Annotated in this window: 18 protein-coding genes and 1 pseudogene; 7 read left to right on the top strand and 12 right to left on the bottom strand. The window is 71.6% G+C overall.

Features of this window, described 5'->3' with window-relative positions; translation table 11 throughout:
* Positions 1-894: 894 nt before the first annotated feature.
* Positions 895-1,494, bottom strand: a complete 600-nt coding sequence (locus ACXJMZ_RS31870) for a cysteine hydrolase family protein (protein WP_457033488.1) — start codon at positions 1,492-1,494, stop codon at positions 895-897.
* A 235-nt stretch (positions 1,495-1,729) separates the two neighbouring features.
* Positions 1,730-2,980, bottom strand: coding sequence for an MFS transporter (locus ACXJMZ_RS31865; protein ID WP_457033490.1), 1,251 nt, complete (start codon positions 2,978-2,980; stop codon positions 1,730-1,732).
* 138 nt (positions 2,981-3,118) lie between these two features.
* Between ACXJMZ_RS31865 and ACXJMZ_RS31860 the strand changes: the two genes are divergently transcribed.
* Entirely contained in the window at positions 3,119-4,087 is a 969-nt protein-coding gene (locus ACXJMZ_RS31860; protein WP_457033487.1) for a LysR family transcriptional regulator, read from the top strand.
* Between the two features lie 37 nt (positions 4,088-4,124).
* Here ACXJMZ_RS31860 and ACXJMZ_RS31855 read toward each other — a convergent pair.
* A pseudogene (locus tag ACXJMZ_RS31855) lies at positions 4,125-5,049 on the bottom strand (Tn3 family transposase); the annotation flags it as partial.
* A 76-nt stretch (positions 5,050-5,125) separates the two neighbouring features.
* Here ACXJMZ_RS31855 and ACXJMZ_RS31850 point away from each other — a divergent pair.
* Both ACXJMZ_RS31850 and ACXJMZ_RS31845 read left to right on the top strand, forming a co-directional pair.
* Positions 5,126-5,617 (top strand): hypothetical protein, encoded by a 492-nt coding sequence (locus tag ACXJMZ_RS31850; RefSeq protein ID WP_457033486.1) that lies wholly within the window; start codon positions 5,126-5,128, stop codon positions 5,615-5,617.
* A gap of 50 nt (positions 5,618-5,667) precedes the next feature.
* Positions 5,668-6,846, top strand: a complete 1,179-nt coding sequence (locus tag ACXJMZ_RS31845; protein WP_457033485.1) for a barstar family protein — start codon at positions 5,668-5,670, stop codon at positions 6,844-6,846.
* Between the two features lie 49 nt (positions 6,847-6,895).
* Here ACXJMZ_RS31845 and ACXJMZ_RS31840 read toward each other — a convergent pair whose 3' ends face one another.
* The 4 genes from ACXJMZ_RS31840 to ACXJMZ_RS31825 all read right to left on the bottom strand — a co-directional run bounded on the left by ACXJMZ_RS31840 (position 6,896) and on the right by ACXJMZ_RS31825 (position 9,508).
* Positions 6,896-7,141 carry a hypothetical protein gene (locus ACXJMZ_RS31840; protein ID WP_457033484.1) on the bottom strand — a complete coding sequence of 82 codons (246 nt, stop codon included), beginning with the start codon at positions 7,139-7,141 and terminating at the stop codon, positions 6,896-6,898.
* Between the two features lie 271 nt (positions 7,142-7,412).
* Entirely contained in the window at positions 7,413-8,192 is a 780-nt protein-coding gene (locus ACXJMZ_RS31835; RefSeq protein ID WP_457033483.1) for an SDR family NAD(P)-dependent oxidoreductase, read from the bottom strand.
* 12 nt (positions 8,193-8,204) lie between these two features.
* The gene (locus tag ACXJMZ_RS31830; RefSeq protein ID WP_457033482.1) at positions 8,205-8,792 is read right to left on the bottom strand and encodes an SgcJ/EcaC family oxidoreductase; all 588 of its coding nucleotides are present in this window, start codon (positions 8,790-8,792) and stop codon (positions 8,205-8,207) included.
* Positions 8,789-9,508, bottom strand: coding sequence for an SgcJ/EcaC family oxidoreductase (locus ACXJMZ_RS31825; RefSeq protein ID WP_457033481.1), 720 nt, complete (start codon positions 9,506-9,508; stop codon positions 8,789-8,791). The genes ACXJMZ_RS31830 and ACXJMZ_RS31825 overlap by 4 nt, the downstream gene beginning before the upstream one ends.
* A gap of 89 nt (positions 9,509-9,597) precedes the next feature.
* Here ACXJMZ_RS31825 and ACXJMZ_RS31820 point away from each other — a divergent pair, with 89 nt between their 5' ends.
* Positions 9,598-10,059, top strand: coding sequence for a MarR family winged helix-turn-helix transcriptional regulator (locus ACXJMZ_RS31820; RefSeq protein ID WP_457033480.1), 462 nt, complete (start codon positions 9,598-9,600; stop codon positions 10,057-10,059).
* A 225-nt stretch (positions 10,060-10,284) separates the two neighbouring features.
* Here the strand turns inward: ACXJMZ_RS31820 and ACXJMZ_RS31815 are convergent, their stop codons facing one another.
* From ACXJMZ_RS31815 to ACXJMZ_RS31800, 4 genes are read right to left on the bottom strand one after another with little or no spacing between them, the layout of a single operon-like run.
* On the bottom strand, positions 10,285-10,638 hold the full coding sequence (locus tag ACXJMZ_RS31815) for a DnaB-like helicase N-terminal domain-containing protein (protein ID WP_457033479.1): 354 nt from the start codon (positions 10,636-10,638) through the stop codon (positions 10,285-10,287).
* A complete protein-coding gene (locus ACXJMZ_RS31810) occupies positions 10,626-11,570 on the bottom strand; it encodes an NAD(P)/FAD-dependent oxidoreductase (protein WP_457033478.1) in 945 nt (314 codons plus the stop codon). The genes ACXJMZ_RS31815 and ACXJMZ_RS31810 overlap by 13 nt, the downstream gene beginning before the upstream one ends.
* Positions 11,567-12,088 (bottom strand): isoprenylcysteine carboxyl methyltransferase family protein, encoded by a 522-nt coding sequence (locus ACXJMZ_RS31805; protein WP_457033477.1) that lies wholly within the window; start codon positions 12,086-12,088, stop codon positions 11,567-11,569. The genes ACXJMZ_RS31810 and ACXJMZ_RS31805 overlap by 4 nt, the downstream gene beginning before the upstream one ends.
* Before the next feature lie 6 nt (positions 12,089-12,094).
* Positions 12,095-13,159, bottom strand: a complete 1,065-nt coding sequence (locus tag ACXJMZ_RS31800) for a type III polyketide synthase (protein ID WP_457033476.1) — start codon at positions 13,157-13,159, stop codon at positions 12,095-12,097.
* 77 nt (positions 13,160-13,236) lie between these two features.
* Here ACXJMZ_RS31800 and ACXJMZ_RS31795 point away from each other — a divergent pair, with 77 nt between their 5' ends.
* Complete coding sequence (locus tag ACXJMZ_RS31795; RefSeq protein ID WP_457033475.1) at positions 13,237-14,073, top strand: UbiA family prenyltransferase; 837 nt, start codon at positions 13,237-13,239, stop codon at positions 14,071-14,073.
* Positions 14,074-14,214: 141 nt separating this feature from the next.
* Here ACXJMZ_RS31795 and ACXJMZ_RS31790 read toward each other — a convergent pair whose 3' ends face one another.
* On the bottom strand, positions 14,215-14,652 hold the full coding sequence (locus ACXJMZ_RS31790) for a hypothetical protein (RefSeq protein WP_457033474.1): 438 nt from the start codon (positions 14,650-14,652) through the stop codon (positions 14,215-14,217).
* 33 nt (positions 14,653-14,685) lie between these two features.
* Here ACXJMZ_RS31790 and ACXJMZ_RS31785 point away from each other — a divergent pair, with 33 nt between their 5' ends.
* Entirely contained in the window at positions 14,686-16,443 is a 1,758-nt protein-coding gene (locus ACXJMZ_RS31785) for a cation:proton antiporter (RefSeq protein ID WP_457033473.1), read from the top strand.
* A complete protein-coding gene (locus ACXJMZ_RS31780) occupies positions 16,443-17,765 on the top strand; it encodes a DUF2254 domain-containing protein (protein ID WP_457033472.1) in 1,323 nt (440 codons plus the stop codon). The genes ACXJMZ_RS31785 and ACXJMZ_RS31780 overlap by 1 nt, the downstream gene beginning before the upstream one ends.
* Positions 17,766-17,779 lie beyond the last annotated feature (14 nt).

Below are 17,779 nucleotides of genomic sequence, written 5' to 3'. Positions count from 1 at the left end.
GAGCAGCCGGACCGCCCAGGGAGCACCGCGGCACCCTGTCGCGGGGGCTGTAGCGGCCCGGCCAGCCACGGGGATCCGGGCTCCTGCGCACGTCACCGGACGCGACAGCACCCCTGGCGCGACAACCCCTGCGACAGCACCCGCCTGACACCGGAGCGACCGGGACGACCAGGCGCAGCAGACCGGGCGGCACCCGGCAGGCGCGGACCGGCAGCTCCTGGCGGCCGGGCCCGGGGAGCAGCCCGACGACCGCCACCCGGGACGGCGCCGAGCCGGGGACGACCGCCGCCACCATCACCCCGGGCCGCCGAAACCGCACCCGCGCAATCCGCACGGCCGCCCGCAGAAATCCCAAGGCCCGCCAACCGGCCTCAACCGGCAGAAATACGGGCCGAATCGACAAGGAAAACCAGCGCGGAAACCGGCAGCATTTCCGACATGCCGTCAATTCGCGGGAGCACCCCGGAACGGACCGAACGGCCCCCGACCCCCGGAAGCCCCGCCCCGGCCCCTGACCGCCGGAACGACGACCACCCCCAGTCACCGAAACCGAAGCGCCCCGCAGCGGCCCGAGCCGCCGGACCGGGCCCCGCGCAGCAGCCCGGATTGGTCTACCAAAAGCCGATCCGGACGCCCGAAATGCCGTGAGGTCACGGACCGGAACGATGCCGGGCAGCCCCGCGCAGTTCCGTCACACCCGGCATGTGATGCAACCACCCACCCGGAGGCAGGCAGGCAGGCAGGCAGGCAGCCGGGCGGACGGGCAGCCCCAGAGTTCCGTCGGAAGTTCCGTCACACCCACCCCACCCCGCCCGGGGTCCGGGGCGGCAGGCTGGCGGCCGCCGCACAGTGCGGGTGTGGCGGCCGTGGGTGGGATTGGCTCGGCGGTTGGAGTCAGTCGGCCCCGAGGAGGGTGTGCAACTCGGCGGTGTCGATGACGTGGGCCCGTGAGGGGAAGACGCGATGGAGCAGGATGTTGTGGACTTCGGTGTCGGGGTCGGCGACGCCGTCGGACAGGACGTAGAGCTGGTAGTCGCGGTCGGCCGCGTCGATGACGGTGGACAGGACGGCGCCGCTGGTAGTGAAGCCGGAGACGACCAGAGTGGTGATCTCGTGCTCGCGCAGCTGCTCGTCGAGATCGGTGGTGGACATGCCGCCGTAGCGGATCTTGCGCACGATGATGTCGCCGTCCTGGGGCGCCAGGCGCTCGTGGATGGCGGTGGCAGCGTCCTCGTGGTGCATGAGGCGGTGCTGGGCCAGCGGGGCAAAGGACTTGTTGGTGGCCGGGATCGCGTCCCAGTCGGCCTCGGTGAAACCGACGCGGACGTAGGCGATGGTGCCGCCATTGGCGCGGACGGCAGCGATGGCACCTTCCATCCGGGCCAGCAGGGCGTCGTAGTCCCAGCCTTCGGGCAGATGGGCCAGGATCGCGGGCTGGTAGTCCATGACGAGAAGGGCGGTGCGCACGGGGTCGAGCGCGGGGGCAGTGCTCACGCGAGCTTTCTCCTTGCTGGTGGTGCTGGTCGGCGCTCAGCCGGCCAGTGGCTTCGGACGGAGGTCGAGCGGGGGCATCGCCGGCAGGGCGGCTGCGGCTGCGGCTGTGATCACAACGTCCGGCAGTGCAGTTGGCGCGCCGCCGAGTTGCCCGCGGACAGCCAGTGATTGGACGGGACGTGTATCGGCGGACCGGCCGCAGCGTGTTTTCGGACGGGCTACGGGTTGCGGTGTGTCACGTTTCGCTCCGGATCAGATCTCCCTCGTGGTGCAGCGCGTGGTCGTGCCGGGGAAGCAGGAAGGGGGTGATCAGGATGAGAAGACCGGCGATGGCGATCGCGGTACGGGGGCCGGTGATGCCGGCCAGCAGACCCCATATCGCGGTTAGGGCTGCGATGGTGAGTTTGCTGGTGACCGACCACGCTGACAGGGTGCGGGCGATCCGGTCCGTCGGGACTTGCTCGAGCCGGTAGGTGGCGAACACCGGGTTGAACACGCCCATGCAGGTGATCAGTCCGAACTCGACCGCGATGACGAGCACGAGCCCGGCCACGCCGGGCCGGATGAAGGCCAGCCCGAGCGACCAGCACGCGCGCAGTGCCCCGCTGGTGAGCATGACCTTGTGCCGTCCGAACCGTGCGACGAGTCGGCGGGCCAGCCGTGAGCCGATGATGCCGCCGACACAGGGCAGGCCGAACGCGAGGCCGTACTGCCAGGGGGCGAACCCGAGGTCGCCGAGCATGAGGACGGCGAGCAGCGGCGAGGTTGCCAGGATCAGGCCGTTGACCAGGACCGTGTTGAAGAACAGGGGGCGCAGGGCCGGGTGGGTCAGGATGTACCGCCACCCTTCGAGCAGGTCGCCGGGCCGGAGCCGCGCCCCCTGCACGCCGGTACGTTCAGGCCGCGGCTCGCTGCCGCCGATCGCACCGATTCCCGCGGCTGAGAGCAGATAGCTGACCGCATCGGCCACCACGGTCATCACCGGTCCGAACAGCCCGATCGCGACCGTGCCGACCGGCGGTCCGAGCACGGTGGCGGTCCAGGTGGTGGACTCGAATCGCCCGTTCGCGACGAGCAGGTCCTCCGGCCGCACGAGCGCCTTCAGATACGCGCCACTGGCCGCACTGAAGGCGATACCGGCCGCACCGACGACGACGGAAACAACCAGGAGCTGGACGAAACCGAGCAGACCGAGTGCGTACGCGGCAGGGACGCTCATCAGTGCCACGAACCGGGTCAGGTCCATCGCGACCATCACCGGCCGCTTGCGGCGGAACTCCACCCACGGCCCGAGCGGCACCGCCACCGCGGCCCCCACCGCAAGCCCGGTGGCCGCCAGCACCGACACCTGGGTCGGCCCGGCGTGCAGCACAAGGATCGCGATCAGAGCGAACGCGTCGAACGCGAGCCACGTGCCGAACGTACTGACCCCATTCGCCGCCCACAGCCACCCGAACTGCCGGCCCAACCCTCTCCTGCCCACCATGCTCAGCGCACCCCTCAATGTCCCACCCGAACAAGCTGACGTTGACCAAGGAGAGCTAAGCGAGCCGCACAACAGCAGGTCAAACAACCAACCTGCCAGCGAGTCACAACTAAACGTTGTGCACTAGGGTGGATCGGCATGGACCTCGACACCGTCCGGACCTTCGTCGCCGCCGCCGACGCGGGGCAGTTCCAGGAAGCCGCCGCCGAGTTGGCGGTCACCCAGCAGGCCGTCTCCAAGCGCATCGCCACGCTGGAGCGCAACCTCGGCGTGCGGTTGTTCACCCGCACCGCGCGCGGCGCCGAGCTCACCATCGACGGGCAGGCGTTCCTGCCCCACGCGCGCGAGCTGCTGCGTGTCGCCGAGCGCGCGGTCGCGTCCGTGGACTCGGCCAGCCGTCCGCTGCGCGTCGACGTGATCAACTCGCGCGGCGCGGCGTCGGGCCTGATGCGCGGCTTCCACCGCGCGCACCCCGAGATCGACCTCGACGTGCTGATGCTGTTCGACATCGAGACGGCCGTCACCGCCATCCGCTCCGGTGCGATCGACGCGTCCTTCCGCGCCGTCGCCGTACCCGGCCGGCCCCTTCCCGAGGACATCGAGTCAGTCCGGGTGCTCGACGAGCCGCTCCAGCTCCTCACCGGCCCCGCCCACGCGCTGGCGGGCGCCCGGTCGGTGCCCGTCGCTCAGCTCGCCGGGCACCGGATCTGGATGCCCGGCATCGTTCCCGGTACCGAGTGGGCCGCCTACTACGACGACCTCGTCGCCGAGTTCGGCCTCACCATCGAAGCGACCGGCCCCAACTTCGGTTCCGACGCGCTCCTCGACACCGTCGCCGACACCCCGGCCCTGGCCACCTTCATGGGCGAGCAGACCCGCCTCGTCTGGCCCGCCGGCCTCGACCTGCGCCGCATCCCGGTGACCGACCCGACGCCCGTCTACCCGCACTCACTGATCTGGCGCCGCGACAACCCACACCCCGCACTCACCACACTCCGCAACTACCTCGGCTCCACACAGCCCCACCGCCCCGACAGCGAGACTTGGACACCCACATGGACACAGCGGCAAGCAGCACCGCGTCAACCATCGGCAACGACCTCGTGAGCCGCAACAGCCAGGCCTCCGTCCCCTCGTCGTCATCGTCGAGTTCGACCGCGTCCGGGTCGCGCAACGGACGCAGGCCGCCGACCGGAATGGCGGCGGTGAAGCTGTAGCGGCCCAGGACGTTGAGGTTCTTGTGCTTGAGCGGGGACAGCCGCGCGATGTCCTCGTCACGGATCTCGTGTCCGTCGGCGCGGAGCTGGGCGACAGCGGCGTCGATGTACCGCGTCGTCCGCAGCACCACGGCGTTCAGGACCAGACCGAGTGAGCCGAGCTGGTCCTCCATCCCGTCCCGGTACGCCTGGTGGATGGTCCCTTCTGGCCGTGGCAGATGTCGCGGGCGAGCTTGTGCCGGGACTCCTGGACGGTGAGCTGCTTGTGCATCTGGCGACGGTAGGTGTCGTCGACCGGGTCGACGACGGCGAGCAGGTGCAGGGTCTTGGCGATCCGCCCGTACTCGGCGAACGCCTGCCCCAGCGGGGTGGGGTGGCCCTCGCGGCCGAACATCCGCAGCAGGTCGTAGGCCCGGACCTGGTCGGTGACCAGGGAGCCGGCTACCCGCAGCATGTCCGGCCAGGCGGTGAGGACCTTCTTCACGCTGACCTTGTTGCGGGCCGGCGCCTCCGGCGGCCCGTACCCGCCCGCCGGCTCGGCGCCGGGCATCCGGGCCTTCCAGAACCGCTGGTCTTCGAGGTCCTTGAAGCGCGGGGAGAAGCGGTAGCCGAGCATTTTGAAGATGCCGAAGACCATGTCGGAGTACGAGCGTTGTCGGTGGCGACCACCTCCGGCTTCACCCCGCCGTCCAGGTTCAGCAGCGCGTCCAGAATGAGCAGCGAGTCGCGCGGAGTGCCGGGCACCACCATCTGCCCGATGCCGGTGACCTGGTCATTGATGGCGTTCATCCTTCCTTCTGCCCGACATGCCCGGGGGGATTGAGGCCCCCGCGTAACCCGGATGCCACGAACGAGGTATGACGCCGTGCCCCAGCGGCGGTTCGATAATCCGTTTGGTAAGCCGTCGGCCGGGTGCTATGAACACAGAGTGACCGTGTTTGTGTGCTCGGCCTGCGGGCTTGCCATCACTGGACCGCTGACTGAGCTGCCCGAGGTGCCCGCCCGTCCAGGGAACCAGGGCTACCCCAAAGCCGACGGATCACGTCGTGCCACCGCGACCACGCCGCTCGGCTTCTTCGCTCTGGAACCCGAGCCGTGGGGCGCACCGCTCGTGCCCTGTGCCGAGCCCCGCCCGGTCTTCGCCGGCGGCCCCTGTCTCGGAGACCCGGACGATGTCGACGGGTACTTGGTGTCCGCCGGCACTCGCAACACGGTGGTCCTGCACCCCGACGACGCCCGCGGCCTTCGGGAAGACACTGACTGTCTGAGGCACTGCAGCGGATGCTGTGGTCTTCACGGCCAGGCAGGCATGAACCGCCAGTGCCCCTGTGGCGCGCACGTAGGCACACTCATCAACGACTGCAACACCGCGTATGAGCTGCACCTGGAACCCAGCCGGGTGCGCTTGATCACGGATTGATTCCTCAGCTCGCAACGTTGGTGAAAGCTGCTCACATGTTCGGGAGTCGGATGCGCATCGCAGATCACGCCGGGTGGGACCGGGGCTTCCCGGTGAAGTACCTCCTGGTCCAGGAAGACGAAGACGGCGTGGAACAGCTCTGGGGGAGGTGCGCGGGCGTCGAAGGGCTGTTCGTCGACCCGGTCCCGCCGCCACGGGAGATCCTCACCCTGCGCGGATGCAGTCCCGACGGCCTCCTGGGCGATGTCCTGGCCGAGCCCGACGTCTCGTTGCAGGCTCTGGGCGACGTGTGCGTCGAGGTCTGGGACGACGAACAGCCCGTGCAGTGGTGGACTCTCGTCGATGCGGTCATGGTGGCCCATCAGCCCCACCCCGCCGACCCGGCGCGGTACGACATCGTGCTCGGCGCCGGCGTCAGGAACGAGGAGAGCTTCTTCGAACTGCCTGCGACACCACGCTTCGAGCTATTCGCGGGAACGACGGTCGCTGCTGCGAGTGCAGGCCGGTGCTCCGCCGTGGACGGCCTGTTCAAGTCGCGAGCGGACCCGACCCCCGTCCCGATGGAGCTGATCGGATGCGAGGCTACGGAGCCACTGCTCGTAGGGACTCAGCGACCACGCCGGTGGACACGGGGCTCGGCCGATCTCCTGGTGCTGGATCGCCATGGCGCCGTGATGGCCTCGCGCACCGTGGGCCTGGCCATCACCGGAGCGCGCCCGTCCGTACTCGGCGATGAGCTGGAAGACATCACCCTCACCGATGGCGGCGCCGACCGACCGTCGCCGGCGGCCCGCCCGATCTGGGCGCAGTGGTATCAGGGCCCGCCGGCAGCACCCAACATGTGGGCGCCGTACGACTCGCAGGGCAGGGCCGCTTGGCTCGACCTCACCACCCGTGCCTGGCGGGTGCCCGCGCCCCGACCGGACCGCTCCGGCGGCGAGTACCACCTCGACGGCCGGTTCGTCACGGACGTCCCCGGGCTTCACTGCGCGATCGCCGAGGCACTGCTCGGACCCGGCCACTACTTCGGCCGGGAGTGGAACGCCTTCAAGGACTGCCTGTGCGGGGGCTTCGGAGTGGCCCCGCCCTTCACCTTGACCTGGCATGACTCCGAGATCGCACGCCGCGCCCTGGCGGACGTTGTGGAGGATCCGGAGGGTCAGCTCTCCTACTTTGAGGAGATCGTGCAACTTCTCGAACGGCGCGGCGTCACGGTCGTACTCCGGTAGCCCGCAGGCACCCGGGCGACTCCGACTCGGCGACGGGGCTGAGCAAGATTCAGCGCCTGCTGTTGCCGGGCGCAAGCAGGCTGGTGACCTCGACCTGGGCCGGGCGCAGAGCGGTCCGGTCGATGAGGCCGGCCTGCCGCAACAGGAACTCCCTGTCGGTGAAGAAGCTCCGGCCAGCACCGGAGAACCGGTCGATCAGGTTGAGGATGGCCTGCATCTCCTCCTCGTACGCGGGCGCATCGGCGTACGCCTGCTCGGGGGTCGGCACGACCCCGTCGAACGGGTCGGTGCTCACGGGCGGCCCTTCCGCTCGCGGGTGAGCAGGTCGGTGGCGGCCAGGGCCTGGACGGCCGGCGCCCACTGGGCGAGCAGTTCCATCACGTCCGCGAGGGTGGCCGCGTAGGCGGTCAGCGGTGCTTCCAGGCGTCGATCTGCGGCCGGTGGTCCGCTGCCGATTGCGCACTCGCGGTGTCCGGCACGCGCGTCATCCGGTTCGGCCGGCCCAGGCTCGGCCGGTGTCCTGGGCTGCTCGGAGATCCGGCCTCTTTCGCGTTTGTGCGGGTGGTTCAGGTGCGGGCGAGGGCGGTGAGGGTGCGGTGGCGGGGGAGGATGCGGGCGGCGGCGAGGAGCAGGCGGTTGGCCGTGCCGGGCACGACCGTGGGGCGGCTGCGGCGGCGCAGGGCGCGTAGAGCGGTGGCGACGACCTGTTCGGGGGTCTGCACCAGGGCGGCCGGTGCGTCGTCGTGCGACTGCGACTCGGTGGCGGTCATGCCCGGGCAGAGCGCGAGGACGTGGATGCCGGATGCCCGGTGCTCGGACCAGAGTGCCTCGGAGAAGGCGGTGACGAACGCCTTGGTGGCGCTGTAGACGGCGAGGTCCGGCAGCGGGGTGTGGGCAAGGGTGGAGGAGACGTTCAGCAGGGCGTCGCCGGGGCGGGCCTGGGCGAGGAAGGCGTGGGAGAGGGTGACGAGGGCCTCGCAGTTGAGGCGCAGCATCTCGTGGGCGTGGGTGAGTGGGGTCGTGGCGAAGGGGCCGGTGGTGGCGGTTCCCACGTTGTTGACCAGGAGGTGGACGCGTTGGTCGGCGAGGAGTTGGGCGGCGTTGTGGAGGCCGTCGGGGTCGCCGAGGTCGGCGGCCAGGTGGTCGTGGCCGGGGCCGAGTTCGGCCATCAGGGCTTGGAGTCGCTCCTCGTTCCGGGCGACGGCGATCACCCGGTGGCCGCTCGCGGCCAGGCGGCGGGCGAAGGCGCGGCCGATGCCGGCGCTGGCTCCGGTGACCAGGGCGGTGGGGCGGTGGGCGGTGTCGGACGGCCGGGGTGTCGCGGCGGTCGGCTGGGTGGTGGTCATGATGGCTGCGTCTCAGTTCGTGGCGGGTCGGGTGGCCGGCTGGAGGCGGAAGGAGGCGGCTTCCAGCAGGGGCTTGCGCTGGGTCTTCTGGACGGCGGCGATCCGCCACCGGCCGTCGGCCTCGCGCACCACCGTGTACGTGGCGAGCTTGCCGAGTTTGCCCTGCTTGGCGTCCTGCTCCGGGGTGCCGCCCTTGCGGACGTCGCCGCGGGTGACGACCACGGCCGCGTCGGTGCCGTAGAAGCGCAGGTCGGTGATGTCGAGGATCAGCCGGGTGCCCTTGAGGAAGCTGTCGAACAGGGCCTGGTGAGCGCGGCCGATCTCCTCGCCGCCGTGGTAGACGGTGCCGACGTAGGTGACGTCGGTGGCGTCCTCGGTGAAGCAGGCGCCGTACGCGGTGCCGTCGCCGTCGGCCCAGGCTGCGGCGCTGCGCTCCAGCAGGGCGCGGATCGCGGCGGCGTCGGTCGCGCGGGAGGCGGTGGTGTGGGGGGCGGTGGTGTGGTGGTTGGCGGTCATGGTGTCGTCCTCCGGGTCGGGGTGTGCGGTGGTGGTGGCGTGCAGGCGCGGGGTGCCGGTGTGCGGGCGGAGCCGGTCGGTCACTTCTCGGCCTCGGGCATGGTCGCCGAGTCCCAGAGGAAGGAGAGCCGCTCCATCACGTTCTGGCGCTGGGTGTTGTGGAAGGCGGCGATGCGCCAGCTGTGGTCGCTCTGGCGGACCAGCGTGTAGGACTGCGTCTTGGTCAGCTCGGACGGCTTCTTGGGCGTACCGCCCTTGTAGGTGTCGCCGCGGCTGGTGACGACGACGGCGTCCGGCCCGTAGAAGCGGATGCCGAGGAAGGAGTCGGCGAGCTTGGTGTCCTTGACGAATCCGTCGAACAGGGCGCGGTGGGCGTCGGCGATGTCGCGGCGGCCCTGGTAGTGGGTGCCGACGTAGGTGGTGTAGGTGGCGTCGGCGGTGAACTGCTCGCCGTACGCGGTGGCGTCGCCCCGGCCCCAGGCGTCGGTGAGAGCGCGGATGGTGTCGCAGACGGCACGGTGGTCGTCGGTGGTGGGCGTGCCGGCCGGGGTGGCGGTGACGGCGGGGGTGACGGCGGTGCAGTCGGTCTGGCCGAGGTTGCGGACGTCGGACGTGGCGTCCAGCCAGAAGTACCCGCCGGCCGCGGCGACGGCGAGGGTGAGGGCGGTGATGCCGAGGGCGCGCTTGACGGTGCGCCGAGGGTTGGTGCGCCGGCCGTTCCCGGTGCTCGTCGGGGCGCTCTTCAGGTCGGTCGGCTCGCCTGTCGGGTCGGTCGCGTCGGTGGTGGTGACGGTGCTCATGGTCTCCCCCTCATGATAACTTCTTTGAAGAAGTTACTGCGTCGAAGATTTCTCTTCTCTAAGGAAGAGATTAGGGAGTGGAGGAGCCCGTGTCAACGCCTGCCGTGCCATCCGATGCGAGTGAGGTCTACCGCCGGTACCTGAGCGCCGTGATGCTGCACGGCCATGCCAGCGCCAAGGCCTGCGAGCTCGGCGCCACCGACCTCTACGCGCTGAACATCCTGCAACTGACCGGCCCGATGACCCCCGGCGAGCTCGGCACCCGCACCGGCCTCACCACCGGGCCGACCACCCGCCTCATCGACCGCCTCGAACAGGCCGGCTACGTGCGCCGGGCCCCGGACCCCGGAGACCGCCGCAAGGTGATCGTCGAACCGATCGGCAAGCCCGCCGACCTCGACCGGGTCATGGCCCCGGCCCGGCAGCGGATCGGCGAGCTCCTCAGGGGCTACTCGCCCGAGCAGCTCGAAGTCCTCTTCGACTACTTCGCCCGCGCCACCGACGCCTACCAGGAAGCCGCCGAGCAGCTGCGCACCCACAACGCCGACTGAAACGCCGACACGGCGCCGTTGCGCTCCGCCAAGAGCGGCGGGCGCGACCGGGCGGTGATGATCAGTGGCCGTGACGGCGTGCGGCGTCTCCCCCGGAGGCGGCTCTCAGCTGAACCGGATGCCTCCGGGGCCGACTCGGCGGGCGAGGTGCCGGCCGGCGTTGGTGACGGGGGGCGAGCAGGACCCGGGCAGGGACGCGGTCACCGACATCCGCGGCGGTGAACGTCACCGCGACGTGCGGGCGTGGGCTTCGGCCTGAGCGGTACTGCGGACCTTGCGCACAAGGCCGTGCAGGTCGACGGGTTGCTCCGCCGCGTACAGCTCCAGGATCGCGACGTAGATCAGTTCGTCGGCCGGCCGGTGGAAGCTGAGCGGGTTGACGATCTCGACGAGGTCGATGAGTGCCCGGGACAGCCGCGGGCCCGGTTCGAACCGCGGATCGCGCTCGGCTCGCTGCTGCGCCGACTGCCCGGTCTGCGACTGGCCGCGCCGTCCGAGAGTTGGAGTACCGGACCTCCTCGGTGGTGCACGGGCCGCGGGAGTTGCCGGCCGTGTGGTGAGCGGGGTCAGGCGGCCCACAACAGGGCGCCGGTGAGCAGCCGGTAGCCGCGCGAGGCCCGCCGCCAGGCCCGTTCGTACTCCTGCGGCCGGCCGGCGGCCAGGCAGCGCACCACGGCCTCCGCCGAGGCCAGGGCGACCGACACCCCCTCGCCGGTGAGCGCGTCCAGGTAGCCGGCCGCGTCGCCCACCAGCAGCACCCGGCCGTCACTGCGGGCCGCCGCCCGCTGCCGCAACGGACCGGCACCGCGCACCGGAGTGCACGGCCGCGCCCCGGCCAGCCGGGCGGCCAGCAGCGGGAAGCCCGCCAACTGCTCGTCGAACGGCGCCCGGTCGCCCGTCAGCAGCGCCACCCCCACCAACTCGGGCCCCAGCGGGGTGACGTACGCCTCGGACCGGGCCGACCAGTGCACCTCCACCAGGTCGGTCCACGGCGCCAGCGCGTAGTGCCGGCGCAGGCCGTACCGGGCCGCTCGGCCGGGTGCCGGCGGGCGGTGCAGGCCGAGCGCCCGGCGGGCGGCCGAATGCAGCCCGTCCGCCGCAACCAGGTGACGGGCCGTCAGCCCGGCGGCGACAACGCAGTCCCTGCGCTGCTCGAAGGAGCGGATCGGGACCGGCAGCACCCGGACCCCGAGCTCCGCGGCCCGGTCGGCGAGGGCGGTGTGCAGGGCGGTGCGGCGCACGCCCAGGCCGGGGCCGGCCCGGAACTCGGCCTCGGCGCTCCGGCCCCCGGCCGCCTCCAGGTACCGGATGCCGCGGAACGGCCTGCCCCGGACGTCCACCTCGATCCGGCGCAGCGCCTCGACGGCGCCCGGCATCAGACCTTCGCCGCAGGCCTTGTCGACCGGGGTCGGGCGCGGCTCGGCGACCACCACCTCCAGGCCGGCCCGGGCGGCGTGGATCGCGGTGGCCAGCCCGGCCGGCCCGCCGCCCGCCACCAGCAGGTCGATCACGGGGTGACGGCCCGACAGGTGGTCAGGGCCGCCTCCTCGCAGCTGATCCGGGTCTTCAGGACTGCCAGGTTGAGCGCGCTGAAGCCGAGCGCCGTCAGCCAGGCGGAGTGCACCAGCGGTAGCGCGAAGCCCTCCACCACCACGGCCAGGTAGTTGGGGTGGCTCAGCCACCGGTACGGGCCGGCGGTCACCAGCGGCAGGCCCGGCACCACGATCACCCGGGTGTTCCAGCGGGAGCCGAGGGTGTGGATGCACCACCAGCGCAGCGCCTGCGCACCCAGGGCCAGGGCCAGCATCGGCCAGCCGAGCAGCGGCAGGAACGGCCGGTCGGCGAGCGCGGGTTCGAGCAGACAGCCCACCAGCAGCCCGGTGTGCAGCAGCACCATCGGCGGGTAGTGGCCGCGCCCGTACTCGGTGCCGCCGACGGCCAGGCTCCAGGCGGCGTTGCGGCGGGCCACCACCAGCTCGGCCAGCCGCTCGAGGGCAACCAGCAGGATCAGGAGGGTGTACGCGGTCATCGGCCCCTACCAGCGCAGAAGGGTGAGTTCGGAACAGAAGCCGGGCCCGAGCGCGAGCATCAGCCCGTGGGAGCCGGGCGGCGGCGGGCGCAGGGCAAGGGTGTCGCGCAGGATGTGCAGCACCGAGGCGGAGGAGAGGTTGCCGACCGCGGCCAGTGAGCGTCGGCTCAACTCCAGTGCGGTGTCGGCAAGTCCGAGGCGATCGGCGATCGCGTCCAGCACCTTGGGGCCGCCGGGGTGACAGATCCAGGCGGTCAGGTCGCCCGGTTTGAGGTCGTGCTCGGCCAGGAAGGTCTCCACCTCGGCGCCGACGTGCAGCCGCACCAGCTCGGGGAGTTCGGCGCCGAGCACGATCTTGAACCCGTTGTCGCCGATGTCCCAGCCCAGCAGCCGTTCGGTGCCCGGGTAGAGCCGGCTGCGGCTGGCGACCACGGTGGGGCCGCGACCGGTCCGGTGCGCCGGGTGCTCGGTGCCGACCGCGAGCAGCGCGCCCGCGCCGTCCCCGAACAGGGCGCTCGCCACCAGGTTGGCGGGCGAGGCGTCCGCGCGTTGCAGGGTCAGCGAGCACAGTTCGGTGGAGAGCAGCAGGGCCGCTCCGGCGGGCCGGCCGAGCAGGAAGTCGTGCAGTCGGGCGGTACCGGCGACGCCGGCCGCGCAGCCAAGTCCGAAGATCGGCAGCCGCGCGATGTCGGGCCGCAGGCCCAGCCGTTCGACCAGCCGGGCCTCGATCGAGGGAGCCGCGATGCCGGTCACCGAGGTGGCGACGGCCAGATCGATCTCCCCGGGGGCCAGACCGCTCTCCGCCAGGGCCTCACCGACCGCCTGCTCGCCCAGGGTCAGGGCGGCCGCGATAAAGGCATCGTTCGCCTGCCCGAATCCGGTCAACCCGGCGTAGGCGGGCAGTGGCAGGGCCAGGTGACGGGTGGTCACCCCGGCCGACCCGTGCACCCGGTCCAGCAGTGCGCGGCCGTCCCCGCCCGACAGGCGCAGCCCGGCGAGGGCATCCGTCACCTGCTGCTGCCGGTACCGGTGCGGTGGCACCACGCCGGTCACTGCCACGATTCGGGTCACCGGCCCAGCATAGGGACAGTAGTGACATACCAGGATCAAGCACGTGAATCGGGCGAGTCCCGGCCTAGCATCGGGACATGACGACCCAACAGAGCGCCCCGGCGCCCACAGCGCTCCGGCTCGGCACTCTGCTCCGGGCCTGCCACCCGGCGCCCGCAGCCGCGGTCACACTGATCGCCACCGCCCTCGCCGTCGCGGGCGGCCGCGGGGCGGTGGGGAGCGCCCTGGTCGGTACGGCCGTGGGCGCCGGCCAGCTGTCGGTCGGCTGGAGCAACGACCTGATCGACCGGCACCGGGACGTTGCCGCCCGGCGGTGCGACAAGCCTTTGGCCACCGGGGAGTTGACCGCCGGTACGGTCCGGGCGGCGGCCGGGTGGGCCCTGGCCTGCTGCGTACCGCTGTCGCTGGCGAGCGGCCCTGCGGCGGGCGCCGCCCATCTGGCGGGGGTGGCGGCGGCCTGGGCGTACAACCTCGGGCTGAAACGGACGGTGCTCTCCTGGGCACCGTACGCGCTGGCCTTCGGACTGCTGCCGGCCTTCGTCACGCTCGGCCTGCCCGGCTCGCCCTGGCCGCCGCCGTGGCTGACAACGGGGGCCGCGCTGCTCGGCGCCGGTGCGCACTTCGCCAATGTGCTGCCCGACCTGGACGACGACCTCGCGGCCGGCGTGCGGGGACTGCCACAGCGGCTGGGCCGGGCGTGGTCGGGCGCGGCAGCAGCGGTGTTGCCGGCGGCCGCCTCGGTGGTCCTGGTGACAGGCCCGGCCGGACCGGTGGGGGCCGCCGGACGGGCCGCGTTGGCGGGCACCGCACTGCTCACACTGCCCGCCGTACTCGCGCCACGCGGACGCGGACCGTTCCTGGCGGCCATCGCGGTGGCCACACTGGACGTAGTGCTCCTGCTGACCAGACCCTGACCCACAGAGACCGGCGGGTCCAGGACCCCGGCAGGAACACCCGCGCCGCCCCCTGAGGCCGCCGCACAACTGCCAGGCTCCGGCCGTCAAGAGCTGCTCTCAGCTTCAAGGAGGAGCCGGGCACCACGATGACTGCCTGTTTCAGTTGAGGGTTGTGGTGAAGGTGCCTCCGGCCGACAGGTCGAGGTTGGTACCGCCGCACAGGTCAGGGACCGTGGTGCTGCCCTGATAGGTCAGGGCGCTGTTCTGGTCGCCGCTGGGGATCCAGGCCGATCCGGTGAACGTGTGGTGCCCGGAGGCCATGGTGATGGTGATGCTGGGCTGCGTCGGGGTGGAGTGGTCGACGCAGCGGACTGCGAAGACGACCTGCGGGTGGACGGCGCTGAGGGTCTGGGTGGTGTTGTTGCCCGGCACGGTGGTGACGGTGACGTCGACGGTCTCGGCGTCGGCCGGGGCGACGGCGGTGATCCGGGTCCGTGTGTCCGCAGGAAGAACTTCCGCAGGGCCGATCGGGTGGTGGAGGCCGTGTCCGAGCGCGTTGGGGTGACGGCAGGGCTCGTCAACGCGGTTGAATCCCACGGGCCCCGGAAACTCAACAGGAGGACGACCGCGATGACCGGCGAAGACATCCTCATGGGCATCGCCCTGACCGTCGCCCTGGCCACTGGCTCGCAGATTCTGGCGAACAGACTGCACGTGCCCGCTCTGATCATCCTCCTGCCGGTCGGCTTCACAGTCGGTGCCCTGACCGACGTCATCCACCCCGGACGGCTCATCGGCCCGGACTTCCCCGCGCTGGTCTCACTGTCCGTCGCGGTGATCCTCTATGACGCCGGCCTCGGACTGGACCTGCGCAACCTCAAGGGCGAAACCCGCGGGATCGTGGGACGACTGCTGATCATCGGCATCCTGATCACCTTCTTCGCCGTCTGCGCCATCGGGCCGGCACTCTTCGACATCCCGCTGCGGGTGGCGGCCATGATCGGCGTAATCCTGGTCGTGTCGGGCCCTACCGTCGTCGGCCCCCTGCTCGAATACGTGCGACCGACGGACCGGATGCGTCGCATCCTGATCTGGGAGGGAACGCTGACCGACCCGATCGGCGGAATCCTCGGGGCCATCGTCTTCCACGCCGTCGCGACCAGCGGCCAGATCGACATCGGCCGGGGCTACCAGATCGGGCAGTTCCTCATCAGCATGAGCGTCGGCCTCGCAGGCGGAGCCGTCGGCACCGTCATCCTCTGGCTGGCCCTGCGCAAACTGCGGCTCGGCGAGACGCTCGGCACCCTGGCCCAACTGGCCACCGTGGTCCTCGTCTCCGCGGGCTGCGACATCGCCCGCGACGACACCGGCCTGATCGCCGCGATCGTCACCGGACTCGCCGTCACCAACCTCCCCGGCCTGGACATGCCGGCCCGCCGGCCCTTCCTCGAAACGCTTGTCCAGCTGATCATCGGCCTGCTGTTCATCTCGATCTCCTCCGCCGTCACTCCGGCGTCCGTGGTGCCCGTGCTCGTTCCCTCGCTGATCCTGATCGCGATCCTTGTCCTCCTCGTCCGACCGCTCGTCGCGTTCGTCGCGGGCCGGGGCTCCGACCTGAGTAAGGGCGAACGGGGCTTCATCGGGTGGATGGCGCCGCGCGGCATCGTCGCCGCGTCGACCGCTTCCGCGTTCGCCGCCAGCCTGGTGGAGAAGGGGCTGCCCGGAGCCTCCAAGATCCTGCCGATCACCTTCCTCGTGATCGTGGGGACGGTCCTGCTCTACGCACTGACCGCCGCACCGGTGGCCCGCCGCCTGAAGGTCGTCAGGCCGAGTCGGACCCGGCCGCTGCTGGTCGGCGGCGACCCGTGGGTGATCGGCCTCGGGAAGGCCCTGCAGTCGGCAGGACTCGACGTGCTCATGTGGGCGGGACTCGACGACGAACGCGAGCGGATCACCGCGGCCGGCATCGAACTCGCGCACGGGGAGATGCTGGCGACCGCGACCAACCCCCGGGCCCGCCTGGAGGGCGTCACCGCGGTGTTCCTGCTCACCGACGACGACGACTTCAACGCCCTCGCCTCCGTCGTCGTCAAGGACAACGTCCAGGGACCCGTCTACCGGGTCGGACCACCCCGGGACAGCCACGGCGTGGTCGCCCCCTACACGGGAGGCGACATCCTCTTCGGCCGGCAGCTGGTCCGGCATCTCCTCGCGGCCCGCTACCGACGGGGCGCCCGCTTCCTTCTGCAGTCCGGCTCCGTACCGGTCCCGCCGGACCACGACGTCCTCTTCGTCCTCGGCCCCGACGGCCGGCTGGAGCCGGTCACCGAGACGAGCCCGGCCACCCCGMGGCCGGACGACACCGCCGTACTGCTGGGCCCCGCGTGATGTCCTGGGCCGCCCGCTTCCGGCTGCGGCAGTACACCAAGGCGAGCCTGTGGATCGTCCCGCTGTTCGGGCTCGTACTCGGCTTCGCCCTCGCCGAGTTGGCCACCGCCGCGGATGGCGCGTCCTGGCTGCCGAGGACCTGGGACTACTCCGCGACGACCGCGAGCAGCGTCCTCAGCTCGGTGGTCGGCTCGATGGTCGCGCTGCTCGGGTTCGTCGTGACCATCGGTGTCCTGGTCATCCAGCAGGCCACCGGCACGCTCTCCCCGCGCTACATGCGGCTCTGGTACCGCGACAGGCTGCAGAAGGCCGTACTGGCCACCTTCACCGGCACCTTCGCGTTCGCGTACACGCTGCTGCGGAGCATCGAGACCGACTCCGTGCCCAACCTCGGCGTGACCCTGGCCGGTGTCGCCGTCTCCGTGAGCCTCCTGCTCCTGCTGATCTACCTCAACCGCTTCACCCACAACCTGCGGCCGGTGGCCATCGCCGACATCGTCGGACGCCTGGGCGAACACGTCCTCGGACAGGCGGCGGCGCACCTCCGAAGCACGGCGGCGCCCGACGGGGCTCCGCCGACAGGCGGCCCGGTGACCTCTGTACGGTCCGAACGCGGTGGTGTGGTCCAGGCGTTGGACGCGCCCGGCCTGGTCCTGCTCGGGGCCCGGCACGACTGCGTGCTGGTGCTGGCCGCCTCCGTCGGCGATTTCGTGGAGCCCGGCGGCAGCCTGGTCGAGGTGCACGGCGGCGCGCCCGCACCTGACCCGCACCGGGTGGCCGACCTGCTCGCCCTCGGCGCCGAGCGGACCATCGAGCAGGACCCGGCCTTCGCCCTGCGCATCCTCGTGGACATCGCGATCCGGGCCCTCTCCCCTGCCGTCAACGACCCCACCACCGCCGTCCAGGTGCTGAACCACATCGAGGCGTTCCTCCACACCGTCGGCCGCGTCGGACTGCGCAGCCACTACGTGCTCGCCGACGACCGCGGCCTACCGCGCCTCGTGCTGCCCGGCCGGGCCTGGGAGGAGTACCTCGAACTCGCCGTCACCGAGATTCGCGATTACGGCGCGAGCTCCGTCCAGGTCTGCCGGCGCCTGCGGGCCCTACTCGAAGGCCTCCTCGCGGCGCTGCCCGACTCCTGCCGGCCCGCCCTGCGGGCCGAACTGGTCCTCCTCGACGAGGCCGTCGAAAGGGAGTTCGGCGACGCCTCCCGCCGCGCCCGCGCACGGACGGCCGACCTCCAGGGCATCGGGGGACGCCATACCGGGGACGCGACCCCCGGCGATCCCGGCGTCGGTCACACCCGCAGGCCCTTGGCGTGATGCGGCTCGGCCAG

The organism is Kitasatospora sp. P5_F3, from assembly GCF_054049135.1.
This window is presented reverse-complemented; position numbering and strand designations above follow the sequence as displayed.

Bases quoted from the DNA above. Each gene is read 5' to 3' on its own strand.
- ACXJMZ_RS31865 (WP_457033490.1), bottom strand. From the start codon at position 2,980: ATGGTGGGCAGGAGAGGGTTGGGCCGGCAGTTCGGGTGGCTGTGGGCG.
- ACXJMZ_RS31860 (WP_457033487.1), top strand. From the start codon at position 3,119: ATGGACCTCGACACCGTCCGGACCTTCGTCGCCGCCGCCGACGCGGGG.
- ACXJMZ_RS31845 (WP_457033485.1), top strand. From the start codon at position 5,668: ATGCGCATCGCAGATCACGCCGGGTGGGACCGGGGCTTCCCGGTGAAG.
- ACXJMZ_RS31835 (WP_457033483.1), bottom strand. From the start codon at position 8,192: ATGACCACCACCCAGCCGACCGCCGCGACACCCCGGCCGTCCGACACC.
- ACXJMZ_RS31825 (WP_457033481.1), bottom strand. From the start codon at position 9,508: ATGAGCACCGTCACCACCACCGACGCGACCGACCCGACAGGCGAGCCG.
- ACXJMZ_RS31805 (WP_457033477.1), bottom strand. From the start codon at position 12,088: ATGACCGCGTACACCCTCCTGATCCTGCTGGTTGCCCTCGAGCGGCTG.
- ACXJMZ_RS31795 (WP_457033475.1), top strand. From the start codon at position 13,237: ATGACGACCCAACAGAGCGCCCCGGCGCCCACAGCGCTCCGGCTCGGC.
- ACXJMZ_RS31780 (WP_457033472.1), top strand. From the start codon at position 16,443: ATGTCCTGGGCCGCCCGCTTCCGGCTGCGGCAGTACACCAAGGCGAGC.